General features: G+C 73.0%; 17 protein-coding genes and 1 pseudogene. 6 read left to right on the top strand and 12 right to left on the bottom strand.

Features of this window, described 5'->3' with window-relative positions; translation table 11 throughout:
- Positions 1-116: 116 nt before the first annotated feature.
- From OVA02_RS02270 to OVA02_RS02245, 6 genes are all read left to right on the top strand, one after another.
- Positions 117-1,142 carry a 6-phosphofructokinase gene (locus OVA02_RS02270; protein ID WP_056044114.1) on the top strand — a complete coding sequence of 342 codons (1,026 nt, stop codon included), beginning with the start codon at positions 117-119 and terminating at the stop codon, positions 1,140-1,142.
- A 280-nt stretch (positions 1,143-1,422) separates the two neighbouring features.
- Entirely contained in the window at positions 1,423-1,746 is a 324-nt protein-coding gene (locus OVA02_RS02265; protein ID WP_267659143.1) for an NfeD family protein, read from the top strand.
- An 11-nt stretch (positions 1,747-1,757) separates the two neighbouring features.
- Complete coding sequence (locus OVA02_RS02260; RefSeq protein ID WP_056044120.1) at positions 1,758-3,155, top strand: SPFH domain-containing protein; 1,398 nt, start codon at positions 1,758-1,760, stop codon at positions 3,153-3,155.
- 24 nt (positions 3,156-3,179) lie between these two features.
- Positions 3,180-4,160 carry an MDR family oxidoreductase gene (locus OVA02_RS02255; RefSeq protein WP_267659142.1) on the top strand — a complete coding sequence of 327 codons (981 nt, stop codon included), beginning with the start codon at positions 3,180-3,182 and terminating at the stop codon, positions 4,158-4,160.
- A gap of 149 nt (positions 4,161-4,309) precedes the next feature.
- Entirely contained in the window at positions 4,310-4,999 is a 690-nt protein-coding gene (locus tag OVA02_RS02250) for a GntR family transcriptional regulator (RefSeq protein ID WP_123571143.1), read from the top strand.
- Positions 4,996-5,811, top strand: a complete 816-nt coding sequence (locus OVA02_RS02245) for an ABC transporter ATP-binding protein (protein ID WP_267659141.1) — start codon at positions 4,996-4,998, stop codon at positions 5,809-5,811. Before OVA02_RS02250 ends, OVA02_RS02245 begins: the two co-directional genes overlap by 4 nt.
- 234 nt (positions 5,812-6,045) lie before the next feature.
- Here OVA02_RS02245 and hemL read toward each other — a convergent pair whose 3' ends face one another.
- The 12 genes and pseudogenes from hemL to OVA02_RS02185 form a co-directional block, all read right to left on the bottom strand.
- Positions 6,046-7,389, bottom strand: a complete 1,344-nt coding sequence (gene hemL / locus OVA02_RS02240; protein WP_267659140.1) for a glutamate-1-semialdehyde 2,1-aminomutase — start codon at positions 7,387-7,389, stop codon at positions 6,046-6,048.
- Positions 7,389-8,378, bottom strand: coding sequence for a porphobilinogen synthase (gene hemB / locus OVA02_RS02235; protein ID WP_056044126.1), 990 nt, complete (start codon positions 8,376-8,378; stop codon positions 7,389-7,391). Before hemB ends, hemL begins: the two co-directional genes overlap by 1 nt.
- The gene (locus OVA02_RS02230; RefSeq protein ID WP_043595220.1) at positions 8,378-9,169 is read right to left on the bottom strand and encodes a uroporphyrinogen-III synthase; all 792 of its coding nucleotides are present in this window, start codon (positions 9,167-9,169) and stop codon (positions 8,378-8,380) included. Before OVA02_RS02230 ends, hemB begins: the two co-directional genes overlap by 1 nt.
- Entirely contained in the window at positions 9,166-10,152 is a 987-nt protein-coding gene (hemC, locus tag OVA02_RS02225) for a hydroxymethylbilane synthase (protein ID WP_200413267.1), read from the bottom strand. The genes OVA02_RS02230 and hemC overlap by 4 nt, the downstream gene beginning before the upstream one ends.
- Before the next feature lie 4 nt (positions 10,153-10,156).
- Positions 10,157-11,381 (bottom strand): annotated as a pseudogene (locus OVA02_RS02220) (ferrochelatase).
- Positions 11,378-12,151 (bottom strand): hydrogen peroxide-dependent heme synthase, encoded by a 774-nt coding sequence (hemQ, locus tag OVA02_RS02215; protein WP_082460100.1) that lies wholly within the window; start codon positions 12,149-12,151, stop codon positions 11,378-11,380. Before hemQ ends, OVA02_RS02220 begins: the two are co-directional and overlap by 4 nt.
- A 112-nt stretch (positions 12,152-12,263) precedes the next feature.
- Positions 12,264-12,491 (bottom strand): DUF3618 domain-containing protein, encoded by a 228-nt coding sequence (locus OVA02_RS02210; protein WP_043595223.1) that lies wholly within the window; start codon positions 12,489-12,491, stop codon positions 12,264-12,266.
- Between the two features lie 47 nt (positions 12,492-12,538).
- Complete coding sequence (locus OVA02_RS02205) at positions 12,539-12,988, bottom strand: phage holin family protein (RefSeq protein ID WP_054147459.1); 450 nt, start codon at positions 12,986-12,988, stop codon at positions 12,539-12,541.
- Positions 12,985-13,233 (bottom strand): hypothetical protein, encoded by a 249-nt coding sequence (locus tag OVA02_RS02200; RefSeq protein WP_043595360.1) that lies wholly within the window; start codon positions 13,231-13,233, stop codon positions 12,985-12,987. Before OVA02_RS02200 ends, OVA02_RS02205 begins: the two co-directional genes overlap by 4 nt.
- A 117-nt stretch (positions 13,234-13,350) precedes the next feature.
- Complete coding sequence (locus OVA02_RS02195) at positions 13,351-14,715, bottom strand: protoporphyrinogen/coproporphyrinogen oxidase (RefSeq protein WP_267659139.1); 1,365 nt, start codon at positions 14,713-14,715, stop codon at positions 13,351-13,353.
- A complete protein-coding gene (gene hemE / locus OVA02_RS02190) occupies positions 14,712-15,779 on the bottom strand; it encodes a uroporphyrinogen decarboxylase (RefSeq protein WP_056044132.1) in 1,068 nt (355 codons plus the stop codon). Before hemE ends, OVA02_RS02195 begins: the two co-directional genes overlap by 4 nt.
- Positions 15,780-15,900: 121 nt before the next feature.
- Positions 15,901-16,914 carry an NADP-dependent oxidoreductase gene (locus tag OVA02_RS02185; protein ID WP_056044134.1) on the bottom strand — a complete coding sequence of 338 codons (1,014 nt, stop codon included), beginning with the start codon at positions 16,912-16,914 and terminating at the stop codon, positions 15,901-15,903.
- Positions 16,915-16,943 lie beyond the last annotated feature (29 nt).

Raw genomic sequence — 16,943 nt, 5'->3', positions numbered from 1 at the left:
CGCGACCGGCAGGGCGGTGACCGGGCCCGTGGACAGGTGCCGCGCCTCCTCGTGGTCCATGATGGGTCTCGACCTCGGCCCGTCGATCGGGCCCTTCGATGCGATGGAGCCCCTCGATGCGAATCGGAATCCTCACCAGCGGTGGCGACTGCCCCGGTCTCAACGCGGTCATCCGCGGTGCCGTGCTCAAGGGCACGCAGATCCACGGACAAGAGTTCGTCGGCTTCCGCGACGGCTGGCGAGGCGTCGTCGACGGCGACGTGATGCCCCTCACCCGCAAAGAGATCCAGGGCATCGCGAAACAGGGCGGCACGATCCTCGGGACGAGCCGCACGAACCCGTTCGAGGGCGACGGCGGTGTCGACCGCATCGCCGAGAACATGGAGCGCTTCGGCATCGACGCCATGATCGCGATCGGCGGCGAGGGCACCCTGGCCGCGGCCAAGCGCCTGACGGACGCGGGGCTCAAGATCGTCGGCGTGCCCAAGACCGTCGACAACGACCTCGGGGCGACCGACTACACCTTCGGCTTCGACACCGCGGTCCAGATCGCCACCGACGCCATGGACCGCCTGCGCACCACCGGCGACTCGCACAGCCGCTGCATGGTCGCCGAGGTCATGGGCCGGCACGTGGGCTGGATCGCCCTGCACTCGGGCATGGCCGCCGGTGCCCACGCGATCCTCATCCCCGAGCAGGCGACCAGCATGGACCAGATCGTCGAGTGGGTGCAGTCGGCCTACGACCGGGGTCGGGCACCGCTGGTGGTCGTCGCCGAGGGCTTCGTGCCCGACCACGAGAGCGACGTGCACTCCGAGCGCGGCCTGGACGCCTTCGGCCGCCCGCGCCTCGGCGGGATCGGCGAGCGACTCGCCCCCGTCATCGAGGAGCGCACGGGCATCGAGACCCGCGCCACGACGTTGGGGCACATCCAACGCGGCGGTACGCCCACGTCCTACGACCGCGTGCTCGCCACGCGGCTCGGCATGGCGGCGAGCGACGCGGTGGTCGAGGGTCGCTGGGGGCGCATGGTCGCCCTGCGGGGCACCGAGATCGTCCACGTCTCGTTCGAGGAGGCCCTCGACAGCCTCAAGGTCGTCCCGCAGCACCGCTACGACGAGGCCGCGATCCTCTTCGGCTGAGGGGCGGCCCCCGGTGGGCGGTGGCCGGTGAGCGGTGGCCCGGGGTCCGTCGCACAGGCGATGTGCACCAGGCCGGAGTCTGACAGGCTCGACGCATGATCACGTTCATCGTGGTGGGGGCGATCGGACTCCTGCTCCTGCTCGTCAGCATCGTCGTGGGCGACCTGCTCGACGTCGTCGACGTCGGCGACGGGCTCGTCTCGGGCGTCGCCCTGGGCGCGGCCCTGGCCATCTTCGGGCTCGCCGGGGTCGTCACGTCGCAGACCGACCTCGCCCCGGGGTGGACCTACGCCGTCGCCGTCGGCATGGCCCTCGTCGCCCTCGTGCTGATCCAGCTCGTCGTCCGCCGCGTGACGCGCCGCGAGAGCGGGGGCACTGGTCGCCCGTCGGGTTCGTCGGCGTCACGACCGAGGCCACCGGCCCGGCCGGCGGCGAGGTCCGGCTCGACGACGTCCGCGAGCTCGAGCGGCGGCTCGCGACCAGCGACGCGCGCATCGAGCGCGGCGTCCGCGTCCGCGTCGTGGCCGAGAACGGCCCACGCGTACAGGTCGAGGCGCTCGACGCCGGCGAGACCTCCGCGTCACGTGATCCCCAGACCAACTGAAAGGAAGCCCCGTGGACTTCATCTCCTCGAACGTCAGCGTCGTCGCCATCGTCGTCGCCGTCGTCATCGTGCTCGCCCTGCTGTCGTTCGTCGCCAGCCGCGTCCGTCGCGTCCCGCCGAACGAGGCCCTGATCGTGGTCGGCCGTGGCGCCGAACGGTCCGAGGGCGGCGGCATCTCCAGCCCGCAGAAGGTCATCATCGGTGGCCGCACCTTCGTCTGGCCGATCTTCCAAGAGGGCTTCAAGCTGTCGCTCGAGCAGTACCAGACCCCGGTCGAGGTGCAGGCGATCGACGCCAACTACATCCGCACCGCCGTGAAGGCCACGGTCAACTTCAAGGTGACCGGCACCGAAGACGGGGTGCGCCGTGCCGCCCAGCGCTACCTGCTGCAGCAGCAGCAGCTCCCGGTCATCGTGCAGCAGTCGCTCGAGGGGTCGATCCGCGGTCTCATCGGCGGTCAGCCGGTCGACGACCTGGTCAAGAACTTCTCGCGCCTCGCGGCCGACGCCGTGAACGAGACCAAGGGCGAGCTCGCCGAGCTCGGCCTCCAGATCGAGACCATGAACATCCGCGAGATCGAGACGCCGGGCAGCACCTACCTCGCCGACCGCGGTCGTGCCGAGGCGGCCGTCGCCAAGCAGAACGCCGACGTGGCCGAGGCCGAGGCCGAGCGCATCGCCGCCCTGGCCCGCATCGGCAACACGCAGCAGACGGCCGAGCGTCAGCTGCAGCTCGACGTCCGCCAGGCCCAGATCAAGGCCGAGACCGACCGCGCCCAGGCCGAGGCCGCCGCCGCCGGTGAGCTCGCCCGGGCCATGCAAGACAAGCTGGTCGCCGAACAAGAGAGCATCGCCGTGGCCGAGCAGGCCAAGGTCAACCAGGAGCGACTCAACATCGAGGTGCGCCAGCCCGCCGAGGCCGCGGCCTACGCGTCCGTGCAGAACGCCGAGGCCGAGCGCGACGCCGCCAACGCCGCCGTCGAGGCCGAGGCGTTCCGCCGCACCCAGCTCGCCGACGCCGCCCGCAACGCGGCCGAGAACGAGGCCGCGGCCGTCGAGGCCGCCGGTCGCGCCGAGGCCGCGGCGATCAAGGCCAAGGGTCTCGCCGAGGCCGAGGCCGTGGACGCGCTGGCCGAGGCGCAGGGCAAGTTCGGCCAGGCGGCACTCGCCTCGCAGGTCATCTCGCGCCTGCCCGAGATCGCCCGCGAGATGGCGGCGCCGATGGGCAACATCGACGCCCTGACGGTGGTGTCGACCGACGGTGCCAACGAGCTGACCAAGTCGGTCGCCAACAACATGACGCAGCTGCAGGACGTCGTGAAGGCCACGACGGGGCTCGACCTCGTCAGTGCGCTGGGCGGGTTCCTCGGGGGCAAGGCGGGAGCGTCCGGCCCCGTCGATCGCGTCTGACCGCACCCGCGTAACCTCGGTCGCATGCGTGCGATCGTGGTCGAGAAGGGCAGGGCCGCCGAGCACCGGGAGCTCGACGAGCCGGTCGCCGGGCCGGGTGACGTCGTCGTCGACGTCACCTGGTCCGGCGTCAACTACAAGGACGGTCTCGCCCTGCGCGGTGACCCCGGGGTCGCCCGGGTCGATCCTCTCGTGCCCGGCATCGACCTGGTCGGCGTCGTGGCGTCCTCGGGGTCGTCACGTTTCGCACCGGGCGACGAGGTGCTGGTCAACGGTGCGGGCCACGGCGAGACGAAGGCGGGCGGCTTCGCCGAACGCGTCGTGGTCGACCCGGGCAGCGCCGTCCTGGTCCCCCCGGGCATCGACGGGCGGCGCGCCGCCGCCATCGGCACGGCGGGTTTCACGGCGATGCTGAGCGTCCTCCGGCTCGAACGCGACGTCGGCACCGACGACGGCGACGTCGTGGTGACCGGTGCGGCCGGAGGCGTCGGATCGGTGGCGATCGCGGTGTTGAGCCGCCTCGGGTACTCGGTCAGCGCCTCCTCGGGTCGCCTCGCCGAGCAGGGCGACTACCTCCGCTCGCTCGGGGCCTCGGCCCTGGTCGACCGCGACGAACTGTCCGGGGCGGGGAAGCCGATGCAGCGGGCCCGCTGGGCCGGCGGCGTCGACTCGGTCGGGAGCCACACCCTCGCCACCGTCCTGGCCCAGACCCGCTGGGGTGGCACCGTCACGGCCTGCGGGCTCGCCCAGGGCGCCGACCTGCCGACGACGGTGCTGCCGTTCATCCTGCGGGGCGTGACCCTGGCCGGCGTGAACTCGGTGGAGGCACCGCTCGACCTGCGCCAGCGCGCCTGGGACCGACTGGCACGAGACCTCGACCTCGACCTCCTCGACTCGATGACCGGCGAGGTCGCCCTGGCCGACGTGGTGGGCGCCGGCGAGGCGATCCTGGCGGGCCGGACCCGGGGGCGGACGGTCGTGCGCGTCGGCGGATCACGCATCTAGAACTCCGGATCACCCATACGTACTCAGCGCTCGGGTTTATGCTCGACATGTCGGCGACCGGTTCAGGGCCGGGTCGACGAACCGACCGACCGCGGTGCCGAGCGCCGTCGACCGTCGGCACCTGACCGCAGACACGACGGAGGCCCCCGATGCCGATCCCCCAGAACGACGACCAGACGCCCGCCCCGCGCCGCCTGTTGCGCGACGTCGTCTACGACAAGATGTTCGCCGCGATCATCGACGGCACCCTCGAGTTCGGTGAGCGCCTGAACGACGACCAGCTCGTGGCCTGGCTGGGCGTCTCTCGCACTCCCGTCCGCGAGGCGATCGCCAAGCTCGCCGACCAGGCACTGGTCGACATCGAGGCCAACCGCTACACGCGCATCGTCGACCCGTCCTACGGCGAGTTCGTCGACACCGTCGACGTCGGTTACGCCGTCTGGTCCCTCTTCGTCGAGCGGGCCGTGCCCAAGCTCGACAAGGCTCAGCGTGCCGAGGTCGTCGGCCTCCTCGACACCCGGGCCAAGGCCTTCAAGGCGAAGAAGGAAGAAGACATCGCGGGCCTCGTGCGGGCCAACGAGATCCTGCTGGCCGCGGCCGACAGCGAGTCGCTGACGCGACTGTGGTCGAACACCGGCCCGCGCCTCCTGCTGCTCCTGCGTCGTCCGTCGGCCAACGGCATCTTCGACTTCCCGCAGGCGCACGCCTTCACCGTGGCGTTCCGCGACGCCGTGAAGGCGGACGACGCCGCGGCGGCCGCCGCCGTCGTGCGCGAGCAGCCCGCACGCCTGCAGGGCCTGTTCGACCAGGTGCGCGAGGCGGGCATCTACCGCGCGTGACCGTCGCCCCCTCCGTGGCCGCCCCGGTGCCGCCCGTGCTCGACGTCGTCGCTGCGCGGGTGGCCCGGGGCGGTCGTGATCTGCTGCACGACGTGTCGTTGCGCGTCGACTCCGGTCAGCACTGGGCGCTGATCGGCCCCAACGGAGCCGGCAAGACGACGCTGCTGACGATGTGCGGTGCGCTCGGCCACCCGACCGCCGGCACGGTCGACGTCCTCGGCCGCCGCCTCGGGCGGGTCGAACTGAGCGAGCTGCGTCGCCACATCGGCCACGTCGATCCCCGCCACCGCATGGTCGGCGACAACACGGTCCGCGAGGTCGTGCTGACCGGCTTCACGGGCAGCAGCGACCCGGTGCCCCGCTGGGTGCCCACCGACGAGCAGGAGGCGCGGGTCGTCGACCTCGTCGCGAGCGTCGGTCTCTCGTCCCGCCTCTCGGCACGGTGGAGCGTGCTGTCCCAGGGCGAACGCGGTCGGGCGCTGATCGCCCGCGCCCTGGTGTCGCAGCCGGCCCTGCTGCTGCTCGACGAACCGGCGACGGGACTCGACGTCGCGGCGCGGGAACACCTGCTCGACACCGTCGACGAGCTGCGCACGACCCACCGCGCGATGTCCTCCGTGACGGTGACCCACCACCTCGAGGACCTGCCGAGCAGCACGTCGCACGCCCTGCTCCTGCGCGACGGCCGGGTCTTCGCCACCGGACGGGCCGACGACGTGCTGACGTCCGAGCTCGTGTCGGGCGCGTTCGACCACCCGCTCGTGGTCGATCGGGCCGGCGGCCGCTGGTCGGCCCGCGCCCGCCGCCGCTGACCTCCGGCCGGTGCATCACGGCGCCACGCGCAGCCGCTGCCGGAGTGCCCGCCACCCCGCCACCCCGCCACGATGTAAACAACCCGCCAAGAAATGATGTGGCGGGTTGTTTACCTCGTGGCGGGATGCGGCGGAGCAGGCATGGCCCCGAGTGACGGGCAGGCGAGCCCGGCGCGCAGAGTCGGCCGAGCCCCCGGCGAGCCGGAACGGAGGCGCGGCGCGCGCTCGAGCGGACTAGTGCGGCGCCTGCGCGGCCGCGGCGGCCTTGGCCGCGGCGGGCACGGCGTCGAGGATGCGCGACAGCACGTCGTCGTCGTGGGCCGCCGTGACGAACCACGCCTCGAACACCGACGGGGGCAGGTTGACCCCGGCGTCGAGCATGGCGTGGAAGAACGGCGGGTAGCGCCAGGACTGCTGGGCGCGGACGTCGTCGTAGTCGTTCGGTGCCGTCGGCGTGAAGGCGAACGAGAAGAGCGACCCGGCGCGCTGGACGCTGTGCTCGACGCCCTCGGCGGACAGGGCGGCGGAGACGCCGGCCGACAACTGGTCGGCGACGGTGTCGAGCCGGGCGTAGACCTCGGGCGTGGCGAGCCTGAGCGTGGCGATGCCGGCGGCGACGGCCACCGGGTTGCCGCTGAGCGTGCCCGCCTGGTAGACCGGCCCCAGCGGGGCGAGGAAGTCCATGACCTCGGCGCGACCGCCCAGGGCGGCGAGCGGCATGCCCCCGCCGATGACCTTGCCGAACGTGATGAGGTCGGGCTCCCACCCGGCGCCGTCCGGGACGACCCGAGCGGCCTCGAGACCCCACCAGCCCGCGCGTCCCACGCGGAAGCCGGTGAGCACCTCGTCGACGATCAGCAGCGAGCCGTGGCGCCGCGTGATCTCGGACAGGCTGCGGTTGAAGCCCCGCTGCGGCGCGAGCACGCCCATGTTGGCGGCGGCGGCCTCGACGATGACGGCGGCGATGCGCGGGCCGTGCTCGTCGAAGGCCGCACGCACGGCGTCGAGGTCGTTGTAGGGAAGGACGAGCGTCTGGGCGGCGGTCTCGGCCGTGATGCCGGCCGAGCCGGGCATCGACAGGGTCGCGACGCCCGAGCCGGCCTCGGCCAACAGCGAGTCGGAGTGCCCGTGGTAGTGCCCGGCGAACTTCACAAGCAGGTCGCGACCGGTGTAGCCGCGGGCGAGGCGGATGGCCGTCATGGTCGCCTCGGTGCCGGTGGACACCATGCGCAGCTTGCCGATCGGCCGCTGGTCGCCGACGGCGACGCGTTCGCGGACCAGCTCGGCGAGTTCGGTCTCGGCGGGCGTCGAGGCTCCGAACGACAGGCCGCGCGCGGCCGCCTGCTGGACGGCCTCGAGCACCTCGGGGTGGGTGTGCCCGAGGATCGCCGGACCCCATGAGGCGACGAGGTCGACGTAGTCGCGTCCCTCGGCGTCGGTGACGTAGGCGCCCTTGGCACCCACGAGGAACCGTGGCGTCCCGCCGACGGAGCCGTACGCACGGACGGGCGAGTTGACGCCGCCCGGGATGGACCGCTTGGCCCGGGTGAAGTAGGTGTCGTTGCTCTGCTCGGTCATCAGAACCGCTCCTTCTGGAGGCGCGTGGCCAGTTCGGTGGCCCAGTACGTCAGGATCGCGTCCGCACCCGCCCGCTTGATCGACAGGACGCTCTCGTACGAGGCCGCGTCGAGGTCGATCCAGCCGTTCGCGGCGGCCGCGTGGATCATCGCGTACTCACCGCTGATCTGGTACGCCCACACCGGGACGGTGCTCGTCGCGGCCGTCTCGGCGAGGACGTCGAGGTAGCTCATCGCCGGCTTGACCATGACGACGTCGGCACCCTCGGCGATGTCGAGGTCGACCTCGCGCAGGCCCTCGCGCCCGTTGGCGGCGTCCATCTGGTACGTGCGGCGGTCTCCGACCAGCGTCGACTGGACGGCCTCGCGGAAGGGGCCGTAGAAGGCCGACGCGTACTTGGCGGCGTAGGCGAGCAGTGCCGTGCCGCCGAAGCCGGCCGCGTCGAGGGCGTCGCGGGCCGAGCCGATCTGACCGTCCATCATGCCGCTCATGCCGATCAGCTGGGACCCGGCCTCGGCCTGGACGACCGCCATCTCGTCGTAGCGGACCAGGGTGGCGTCGTTGTCGACCGAGCCGTCGGCGGCGAGGACGCCGCAGTGGCCGTGGTCGGTGAACTCGTCGAGGCAGAGGTCGGTCTGCACGACCAGCGCGCCCTGGGCGGCGTCGACGGCCACGCGGGTGGCCACGTTGAGGATGCCCTCGGGGTCGGTCGCGCCCGACCCGACGGCGTCCTTCTCGAGGGGCACCCCGAAGAGCATGACGCCGCCCACACCGGCCTCGGCGGCCTGCTCGACGGCCCGGGGCAGGCTCGACAGGCTGTGGTGGACGACGCCCGGCATGGACGAGATCGGGGTGGGCTCGTCGATGCCCTCGCGGACGAACATCGGCAGGACGAGGTCGGCGGGGTGCAGGCGCGTCTCGGCGGTCAGACGACGCAGGGCGGGGGTGGCGCGGAGGCGGCGGGGCCGCACTCGGGGGAATTCGGACATCAGTCCTTCTCGGTGGGGGGCGTTCCGGCGGACGGGCCGTCGAGGGCGTGGTCCACCACGGCCTCGACGAGGGCGGCCGCCGATCGGGTCTCGGCGATCAGGTGCACGGGCAGCCCCGCGGCACGGGCGTCGAAGGCGGTGCGCGGGCCGATGCACGCGACGAGGGTCTGCGGGGGCAGGGGCGCCAGCTGGGCGGCGATCTGGCGGGCGACGCTGCCCGAGGTCACGAGGAGGACGCCGATCGAGCCGTCGGCGACGCCGTCGCGCACCTCGGCCGAGACGGGAACGCCCACCGTGCGGTACGCCGAGACGAACTCGGCGTCGAACCCGCGGGCCGACAGTCCGGCGACGAGTGTCGGCTCGGCGAGGTCGGACTGCGGGACGAGCACGCGACCGGTGACCTCGTCGGCCGGCCACTCCTTCACGAGTCCGCGGGCCGAGTTGTCGCCCTCGGGGACGAAGTCGACGCGGATGCCCGCCAGGCTCAGGGCGGCGGCGGTGGTCTCGCCGACCGCGGCGACCCGGGTCGAGGCAGGGGGCCGGATGCCGTTGCCGACCAGGACGTCGACCGTGGTGGCACTCGTGACGACGAGCCACTCGTAGACGCCGGACTCGAGGCGGGCCAGGGCCGCGGCGAGCAGCTCGGGCGTCTCGGCCGGGGCGAAGTTGATGAGGGGGGCGATCACCGGGGCGGCACCGCGCGACCGGAGCGAGGCCGCGACCCCGTCGCCCCACTTGCCACCGCGCGGCACCAGGACGCGCACGCCCTTGAGCGGCTTGTCGGCGGTCACGTGGCGCTGCCCAGGGGGTCACCGCCGGCCGGTCCGCCGCCCAACGGGGCGAACTCGGCCGCACCGGAGTCGAGCAGCTCGTCGACGACACGGCCGGCGACCTCGTGGACGTCGGCGAGGCGCGCGACGAGCGGACCGTCGTCGAGGGAGACGGCGTGCGACGAGCTGAGGCGTCGGCTGCCGTCGGGGCTGTAGACGGTCGCGCTGAGCAGCAGCAACCCGGCGTCGACGACGGCACTGGCACCGACGGGTGCCGCGCAACCGGCCTCGAGCCCGGCCAGCACGGCTCGCTCGGCCGTCACCACGAGGCGCGTCTCTTCGTCCTCGATGGCGGCCAGACCGCGGGCGAGCGCCTCGTCGGGGTCGCCTTCGCGGACCTCGACGGCGAGCGAGCCCTGGCCGGGCGCACTGGGCCAGAAGCCGAGCCCCAGCAGTTCGGTCGCCGCGTCGAGGCGTCCCAGGCGGCCGAGACCCGCCGCGCTGAGCAGGACGGCGTCGAGGTCGACGCCGACGCGACCGAGCCGCGTGTCGACGTTGCCGCGGATGTCGACGACCTCGAGGTCGGGACGTCGCGAGAGCAGCTGGGCGGCACGACGCGGCGATCCCGTGCCGACGCGGGCACCCTGGGGCAGTCCTTCGAGGGTCAGCCCGTCGCGGGCGCAGAGGGCGTCGCGGGCATCCGCCCGACCGGGCGTCGCCCCGATGACGAGACCGGGGTGCGTGGCGGTGGGCAGGTCTTTGAGCGAGTGCACGAGCGCGTCGCACTCGTCCGCGAGGAGCGCCTCGCGCAGGGCGCTGGCGAACACGCCGGTGCCCCCGAGCGACGCCAGCGACTCGCCGGTGCCCTGCGAGCGGTCCCCCTCGGTCTTGATGCGGACGAGTTCGACGTCGTGGCCGGTCGCGGCCGCCATGCGGTCGGCGACGGTGGTCGACTGGGCGACGGCCAGCGCGCTGCCCCGAGTTCCGATGCGGATGGTCGCCACGGGGTCAGGGGACCAGGCCGGACAGGGCGGGCTTGAAGCCCAGTCGCACGTTCTCGCAGCAGCCGGGACGGCAGACGTCGTACCAGGGCCCGAGGTCGGTCACATGGGGGCGGTCCTCGGCGGGGACGCCGTCACGACGGCTCGAGCACGAGGTCGACGAGCCCGGTGACGTAGTTCGGGTCGATGCCCGGCGTCGGGGTGCGCGTCGCCCAGAAACCGTTCTTCTCGCTGGTCTCCATCGCCTCGTTGTCGAGGTCCCACATGACCTCCATGTGGTCGCTCACGAACCCGAGCGGCACGATGACGACGGCGCGGGTCGGACCGCCGGCCAGGTCGTCGATGGCGTCGTTGATGTCGGGCTCGAGCCACGGCATCGAGGGCGGGCCGCTGCGCGACTGGTAGACGAGCTGCCAGGGGACGGTGGTGCCACCCCCTTCGGGCAGGTCGAGGTCGAGGGCGGCCTCGGCCGCGGCCATGACGACCTCGGCGACGGCCTTGTGCTGGGCGGCGTAGGCACCGTCGGCGTCGAAGCCGCGCGCCTCGGGGCCGCTCTTGGCCGCGTCGGTCGACGGGATCGAGTGCGTGGCGAAGAGCACCTGGACCTCGGTCGCGAGGTCGAGCCCCTCGTTCTCGGCGCGAGCCGCGACGAGCGCGTCGCGCACGCCGTCGATGAACGGCTGGACGAAACCGGGGTGGTCGAAGAACTGGCGGACCTTGTCGATCTGCATGGTGCCCTCGAGGCCGGTGGCGTCGAGCGCCATGGCGAAGTCCTCGCGGTACTGGCGGCACGAGCTGTAGGACGAGTAGGCGCTGGTCGCGACCGCGATGAGCTTGCGGAACCCGCGCTCGTCGGCCTCGCGCACGGCGTCGGCCATGTAGGGCTGCCAGTTGCGGTTGCCCCAGATGACCGGCAGGTCGATGCCGCGACGCTCGAGCTCGGCCTCGAGGGCGGCCTTGAGCTCGCGGTTGTGCTCGTTGATCGGGCTGACGCCGCCGAAGTGGCGGTAGTGCGTCGCGACCTCTTCGAGCCGCTCTTCGGGGATGCCCCGACCGCGCGTGACGTTGCGCAGGAACGGGATGACGTCGTCCTGCCCCTCGGGCCCGCCGAAGCCGGCCAGCAGGATGGCGTCGTAGTCGGTCGGCTCGGAGACGTGCTCGGGGCCGGAGGCCGCGGCGGGGGTGGCGTTGCGGACGAGCTGCCCGTTGGTGATGTTGCTGGTGTCGGTCACGACAAGACCTCGATGATGTCGGTGGTGGGGATGCGTCGGCCCGTGAAGAACGGGATCTCTTCGCGGACGTGGCGGCGGGCCTCGGTGTAGCGCAGGTCGCGCATGAGGTCGACCAGTTGGACGAGCTCGGGAGCCTCGAGGGCGAGGATCCACTCGTAGTCGCCGAGCGAGAAGCTGGCGACGGTGTTCGTCAGCACCGCGCGGTGCTCGGAGCCCTGCTTGCCGTGCTCGGCGAGCATCTGACGGCGCTCGGCCTCGGGCAGCAGGTACCACTCGTAGCTGCGCACGAACGGGTACACCGTCAACCAGGTCTCGGGTGCCTTGCCCCGCATGAAGGCCGGGCTGTGGTTGCGCGAGAACTCGGCCTCGCGGTGCATGCCCATGGCGTTCCAGGTGGGCAGCAGGCCGCCCAGCACGTCGGTGCGCAACAGCTGCCGGTAGGCCGACTGGACGGCCTCGGGCACCTCGCCGTGCAGCCAGATCATGATGTCGGCGTCGGCCCGCAGGGCGCTGACGTCGTAGAAGCCACGGACGGTCACGCCGAGACCCGCCAGGGCGTCGACGACCGCGTCGAGCTGCGGGACGTCGTCGAGCTCGGGGGCGTAGGGGTTCTGCGGGTCGCGTCGCAGCACGGCCCAGAGCGTGTAGCCGAGGCGTTCGACGGGTGGCGGCGTGCTCGCCGCGGCGTCGTCGGACTCGGTCTGGACGGGTGCTGCGGATGAATCGGACGTCGGCAGTACGGGCGCTGCCGCGTCGGCGCTGGAACTCATGCAGCCATTCTCCCTCTCGGCACGCTGGGAGCCCAACCAGGTTGCTCCCGGTCGAGCGAACGGCACCCGATGCCCGCCGGCGGTCGAGCCGACCGGCGAGCCGGGCGAGCGGTCAGCGGCGCTTGACGACCGCGACGACGACGCCCGCGACGGCCAGCGCACCCGCCCCGGCGGCGGCGAGCCACGGGGTCTTGTCGCGGTCGAACGAGGCCTTGGCGCGGTGCCCGGCGATGCCCAACTGCTTGGGCACGTTCAGCTTGTCCTCGAGTTCGTTGAGGGTCGCGGCGAGCTCGGCGCGCGTGCGGTCGATGTGGGCCTGGATGTCGCTGCTGTCGCTCACGGTGCTCCTGTCGGGAACGGGAAGGGTGGGGGTGTCGAGGAGGCGCGTCAGCGCTCGTCGAGGCGGGCGCCGGGGATCGACCCCACGCCCTTGACGGCCTTGAGGTCGGCCTTGAGGCTCGCGATGGTCTTCTCGGGGACCGCCGGGAGCCCCTTCTTGATCGCCTTGTACCCGAGGAACGCGAGCAGGGCGGCGACGAGCAACAGCACGCCGGCGACGATGAGGGCCGACGCCCAGCCGGGAAGCCAGATGGCGAGCAGCAGGACGATGCCGGTCAGGAGGACGCCGAGCATCGCGAAGACGAAGACCAGGGCCCCGACCAGGAAGCCGGCACCGATGCCGAAGGCCTTGAGCGTGCCGATGACCTCGTACTTGAGCAGGGCCAACTCGCCCTTGACCAGGTCGGTGACCAGCGTCGGGACGTCCTGCACCAGGGCGAAGAGCGACCGCGGCCTGGTCTTGTGCCGCACCTTGTCGCTGCGCGTCGAGTCGGTCATTTCTTTCGGCCGCCGCCGAAGGCCTTGGAGATGCCCCGGGTGATGCCGGTGACGACGGCGTCCACGCCGTCGGCCGTCTTGGCACCGGCGAAGTCCTGGCCCTTGGCGACCTGGCGCTGCACGGCCCGGCTGTTCCAGACCTTGGACGCCCTCTCGGTGATCTGCTCGTACCGGTCGTGGCCGGCGCGGGCGCCCAGCACGAATCCGACAGCGGCTCCGGCGACGAAGATCAGTTTGCCTCGCACGGGGGACTCCATTCGTGGTCGTACGCGCGACGGCATGTGCCGCACACGTCCCTCCAATGTAGCCCGAGGCGGGTGCCGGACGCCCGCGCCGGACCGAAGCGGTCCGACCCCGGGGCCTCAGTCGCGGGACGGGGGCGCCGACAGCGCCGCCACGAGGGTGGCGGCCTGACGACGCGAGTGGGCGATGATCGCGGCCAGCCCCCGTCCCGCCACCGCGCCTCCTGCCTGGACGACCTCGACCACGGGCTCGGTGACGACCGCCGCCTCGGCCCGGCGCGGGGCGTCCCAGGTGGCCCGGCCGAAGCCGACCAGGTGGCGCGCGGCGAGGTCGACGCCGAGCAGGGTCGAGGCGTCGGCGAGCGCCGCGTCGCGCACCTCGGCGTCGGGTGTGTCGCGGTCGACGACGGGCGAGTCGAAGCTGAGCCGGAGCACGTGGCGTCCCCCGGCGAGCTCGGCCAGCCAGCTCCACTTGACGGTCGCGTGGGTGAGGGCCTTGGCCCGGAGTCCGGTCGAGCCGGGGGCGACGAGGACGCCCGTGCCCCGGGGTGCCGCGTCGAGCTCCGGCCGGTCGACGACGAGGGTCGCGAGGGTGATCGCTCCGGGCGGCACCGAGGAGGCGCGGGTCGTCAGGACCACCGCGTCGTGGTCCCCGACGGCCAGCACGACCTGTCTCGCCCGGACGTGCTCACCGCCCGTGGTCTCGACGCCGGTCTCGTCGATCGAACGCACGCGGGTGCCGAGGCGGACGTCGACGCCGTGCCGCTCGAGGTCGGCGACGATCGGGTCGACCAGCCTGGCGAGGCCGCCGCGGATGCCCGCCACCGCCGAGCCGGCCGGGGCCAGGGCGCGCAGTCCGAGCACGGCGGCGGCGAGGCTGCCCTCGCGCTGGAGGGCCGAGCGCAGCCCGGGGGCCACGCGGTCGACGGCGAGCAGGTCGGGGTGGAGCGAGTGGACGCCCGAGACGATGGGACTGACGAGCCGGTCGACGACCTCGTCACCCATGCGCGCCCGGACGAGACCCCCCAGGGTGATTTCTTCGGCCCCGATCTCGGCGGGCAGGCCGGCGTCCGCGAGCGCGCGGGTCACGCCGGCCTCGCCGACGACGGCTCGCACGTCGGCGGCGGACGGGTCGCCGGGGATGCCGAGCAGCCCCGTGCGCGGGATGGGAAAGGACTCGCCGTCGGCCTCGTGCAGCCAGGCCCCGCGGGGATCGGGCAGGACGATGTCGTCGCCGAGGCCGAGTTCGGTGGCGAAACCGGCGACCGTGCCGCCCCGGGTCGCGAAGCTCTCGGCCCCGGCGTCGAGTGCGATGCCGGCGACCACGTGTCGCGAGACCTCGCCGCCCAGTCGGTCGGATGCCTCGAACAGCACGACGCCCAACCCGGCGGCGGCCAGGTCACGGGCGAGCACGATGCCGCCCATGCCGCCGCCCACCACGGCGACGTCGACGACGCCGCTCGGGGTGACGACGGGCGGGGTCACAGCGTGTGCGCGAGCTCGACGATGCGGGTGAGCACGTCGGGGTCGGTGTCGGGGCTGACGCCGTGGCCGAGGTTGAGCACGTGCGCCGGGGCCGCCCGACCACGCTCGACCACGTCGCGGACGTGCGCCTCGAGCACGGCCCACGGCGCCTGGAGCATGGCGGGGTCGATGTTGCCCTGCACCGGGGTGGAGCCACCGAGGCGACGCGAGGCCTCGTCGAGCGGGATGCGCCAGTCGACCCCGACGGCGTCGGTGCCGACGTCGCGCATGGCGGCCAGCACCTCGCCGCTGCCCACTCCGAAGTGGATGCGGGGCACGTCGAGGTCGGCGACGTGCGAGAGGGCACGGGCCGAATGGCGGGCGACGTGCGCGGTGTAGTCGGCCAGCGAGAGCGACCCGACCCACGAGTCGAACAACTGGGCGGCGCTCGCCCCGGCGAGCACCTGCGCCCGCAGGAAGGCGCCGGTCACGTCCGCGGCCCAGGTGAGCAGGGCGTCCCAGGTCTCGGGATCGCCGTGCATGAGGGCACGGGCGCGGATGTGGTCCTTCGACGGCCCGCCCTCGACGAGGTAGGCGGCGAGGGTGAAAGGGGCGCCGGCGAACCCGATCAGTGGCGTGCTGCCCAGCTGCGCGACGGTCTGGGCGACGCCCGCGGCGATCGGGGCCAGCGCCTCCGGGTCGATCGGCCGCAGGGCCGCGACGTCGGCCGCCGTGCGGATCGGCGTCTCGAGCACCGGACCACGACCCGGGACGATGTCGACCGAGACGCCGGCCAGCTTGATCGGCACGACGATGTCGCTGAAGAAGATGCCCGCGTCGACGCCGTGACGGCGGACCGGCTGCAGCGTGATCTCGCTCGCCAGGTCGGGCGTGAGGCAGGCGTCGAGCATGGCGGTGCCGACGCGCAGCTCGCGGTACTCGGGAAGCGAGCGCCCCGCCTGGCGCATGAACCACACCGGCAGCGTCTCGGGCCGGTCGCCGCGCAGGGCACGGACCAGCGGTGAACGCGTCGTGAGGCCGGCGGCCAGCGGGTGCTGCTCGGGCAGGGCGGAGGTCTGGGTCACGTGGTCGATTGTCCCATCGCCCGCTGGACGTCGCGTCGAGGCGACCCGCGGCCGGCCCCGCCACGGCGGGACCGTCCCGGTCGGATCGCCTCGAACGCGCGAGCGGACGAGGAGGCGCGGGTCAGGAGACCGCGACGACCATCTTCCCGACGTTGTCGCCGCGCATGAGCCCGGTGAAGGCGTCGAACGCGTTGTCGACGCCCTCGACGACGGTCTCGTCGTACACGACGTCGCCGGCGGAGAGCCAGGGGCCCATCTCGGCCTGGAACGCGGGTGCGAGGTGGCGGTAGTCGCCCAACGTGAAGCCCTTCATCGTCAGACCGCGGGTGACCATGTTGGTCATGCCCGTGATGCCGACCGGGGCGCCGGTGGAGTTGTAGTTCGCGATCGAGCCGCAGAGTGCGGCACGACCGCCGGTGCGGAACGAGGCGAGGGCGGCCGACAGGTGGTCGCCGCCGACGTTGTCGAAGTAGAGGTCGATGCCGTCGGGCGCGGCCTCGGCGAGCAGCTCGGAGACGTCGCCGTCCTTGTAGTTGAACGCGGCGTCGAAGCCGTACTTCGAGGTCAGCAGCTCGACCTTCTCGGCCGAACCGGCGCTGCCGATCACGCGCGAGGCTCCCTTGAGGCGGGCGATCTGGCCGACCATGGTGCCGACGGCCCCGGCGGCACCCGACACGAAGACGACGTCGCCCTCGCGGATGCCGGCGATCTCGGTGAGGCCGACGTACGCCGTCAGGCCGGTGAGGCCGAGCACGCCCAGGTACGCCGACAGGGGCACGCCGTCGACGGGCTGCACGGCACGGAACGTGGCCGCGCCTCCCTGGGCCACGTCGCGCCAGCCCTGCTCGTGCAGCACGACGGTGCCGACCGGCAGGTCGTCCGAACGCGACTCGACGACGCGGCCGACGGCCCCGCCGGTCATGGTCTCGCCGAGGGCGAAAGGCGGGACGTACGACTTCACGTCGTTCATGCGACCGCGCATGTAGGGGTCGACCGACAGGAACTCGTTCTGCACGCGGACCTCGCCGTCGCCGAGCTCGGGCAGGGTCACCTCGACGCGGGCGACGTCGTCGGGGGTGGGCTCGCCGTGCGGGCGGGCGACGAGCTGCCACTGGATGCTGGTGGTCGAGGTCATGGTGTCTCCTTGGTTCGATGCGGTGCGGG

Source organism: Frigoribacterium sp. SL97 (assembly GCF_026625765.1).
GTDB lineage: Bacteria > Actinomycetota > Actinomycetes > Actinomycetales > Microbacteriaceae > Frigoribacterium.
Note: the sequence above shows the minus strand (reverse complement) of the source record. Positions and strands in the feature narration are given on the sequence as shown.

Excerpts from the sequence above, each read along its gene's own strand:
- OVA02_RS02270 (WP_056044114.1), top strand. The coding sequence starts at position 117 with ATGCGAATCGGAATCCTCACCAGCGGTGGCGACTGCCCCGGTCTCAAC.
- OVA02_RS02255 (WP_267659142.1), top strand. The coding sequence starts at position 3,180 with ATGCGTGCGATCGTGGTCGAGAAGGGCAGGGCCGCCGAGCACCGGGAG.
- OVA02_RS02250 (WP_123571143.1), top strand. The coding sequence starts at position 4,310 with ATGCCGATCCCCCAGAACGACGACCAGACGCCCGCCCCGCGCCGCCTG.
- hemL (WP_267659140.1), bottom strand. The coding sequence starts at position 7,389 with ATGACCGAGCAGAGCAACGACACCTACTTCACCCGGGCCAAGCGGTCC.
- hemB (WP_056044126.1), bottom strand. The coding sequence starts at position 8,378 with ATGTCCGAATTCCCCCGAGTGCGGCCCCGCCGCCTCCGCGCCACCCCC.
- hemQ (WP_082460100.1), bottom strand. The coding sequence starts at position 12,151 with ATGAGTTCCAGCGCCGACGCGGCAGCGCCCGTACTGCCGACGTCCGAT.
- OVA02_RS02205 (WP_054147459.1), bottom strand. The coding sequence starts at position 12,988 with ATGACCGACTCGACGCGCAGCGACAAGGTGCGGCACAAGACCAGGCCG.
- OVA02_RS02185 (WP_056044134.1), bottom strand. The coding sequence starts at position 16,914 with ATGACCTCGACCACCAGCATCCAGTGGCAGCTCGTCGCCCGCCCGCAC.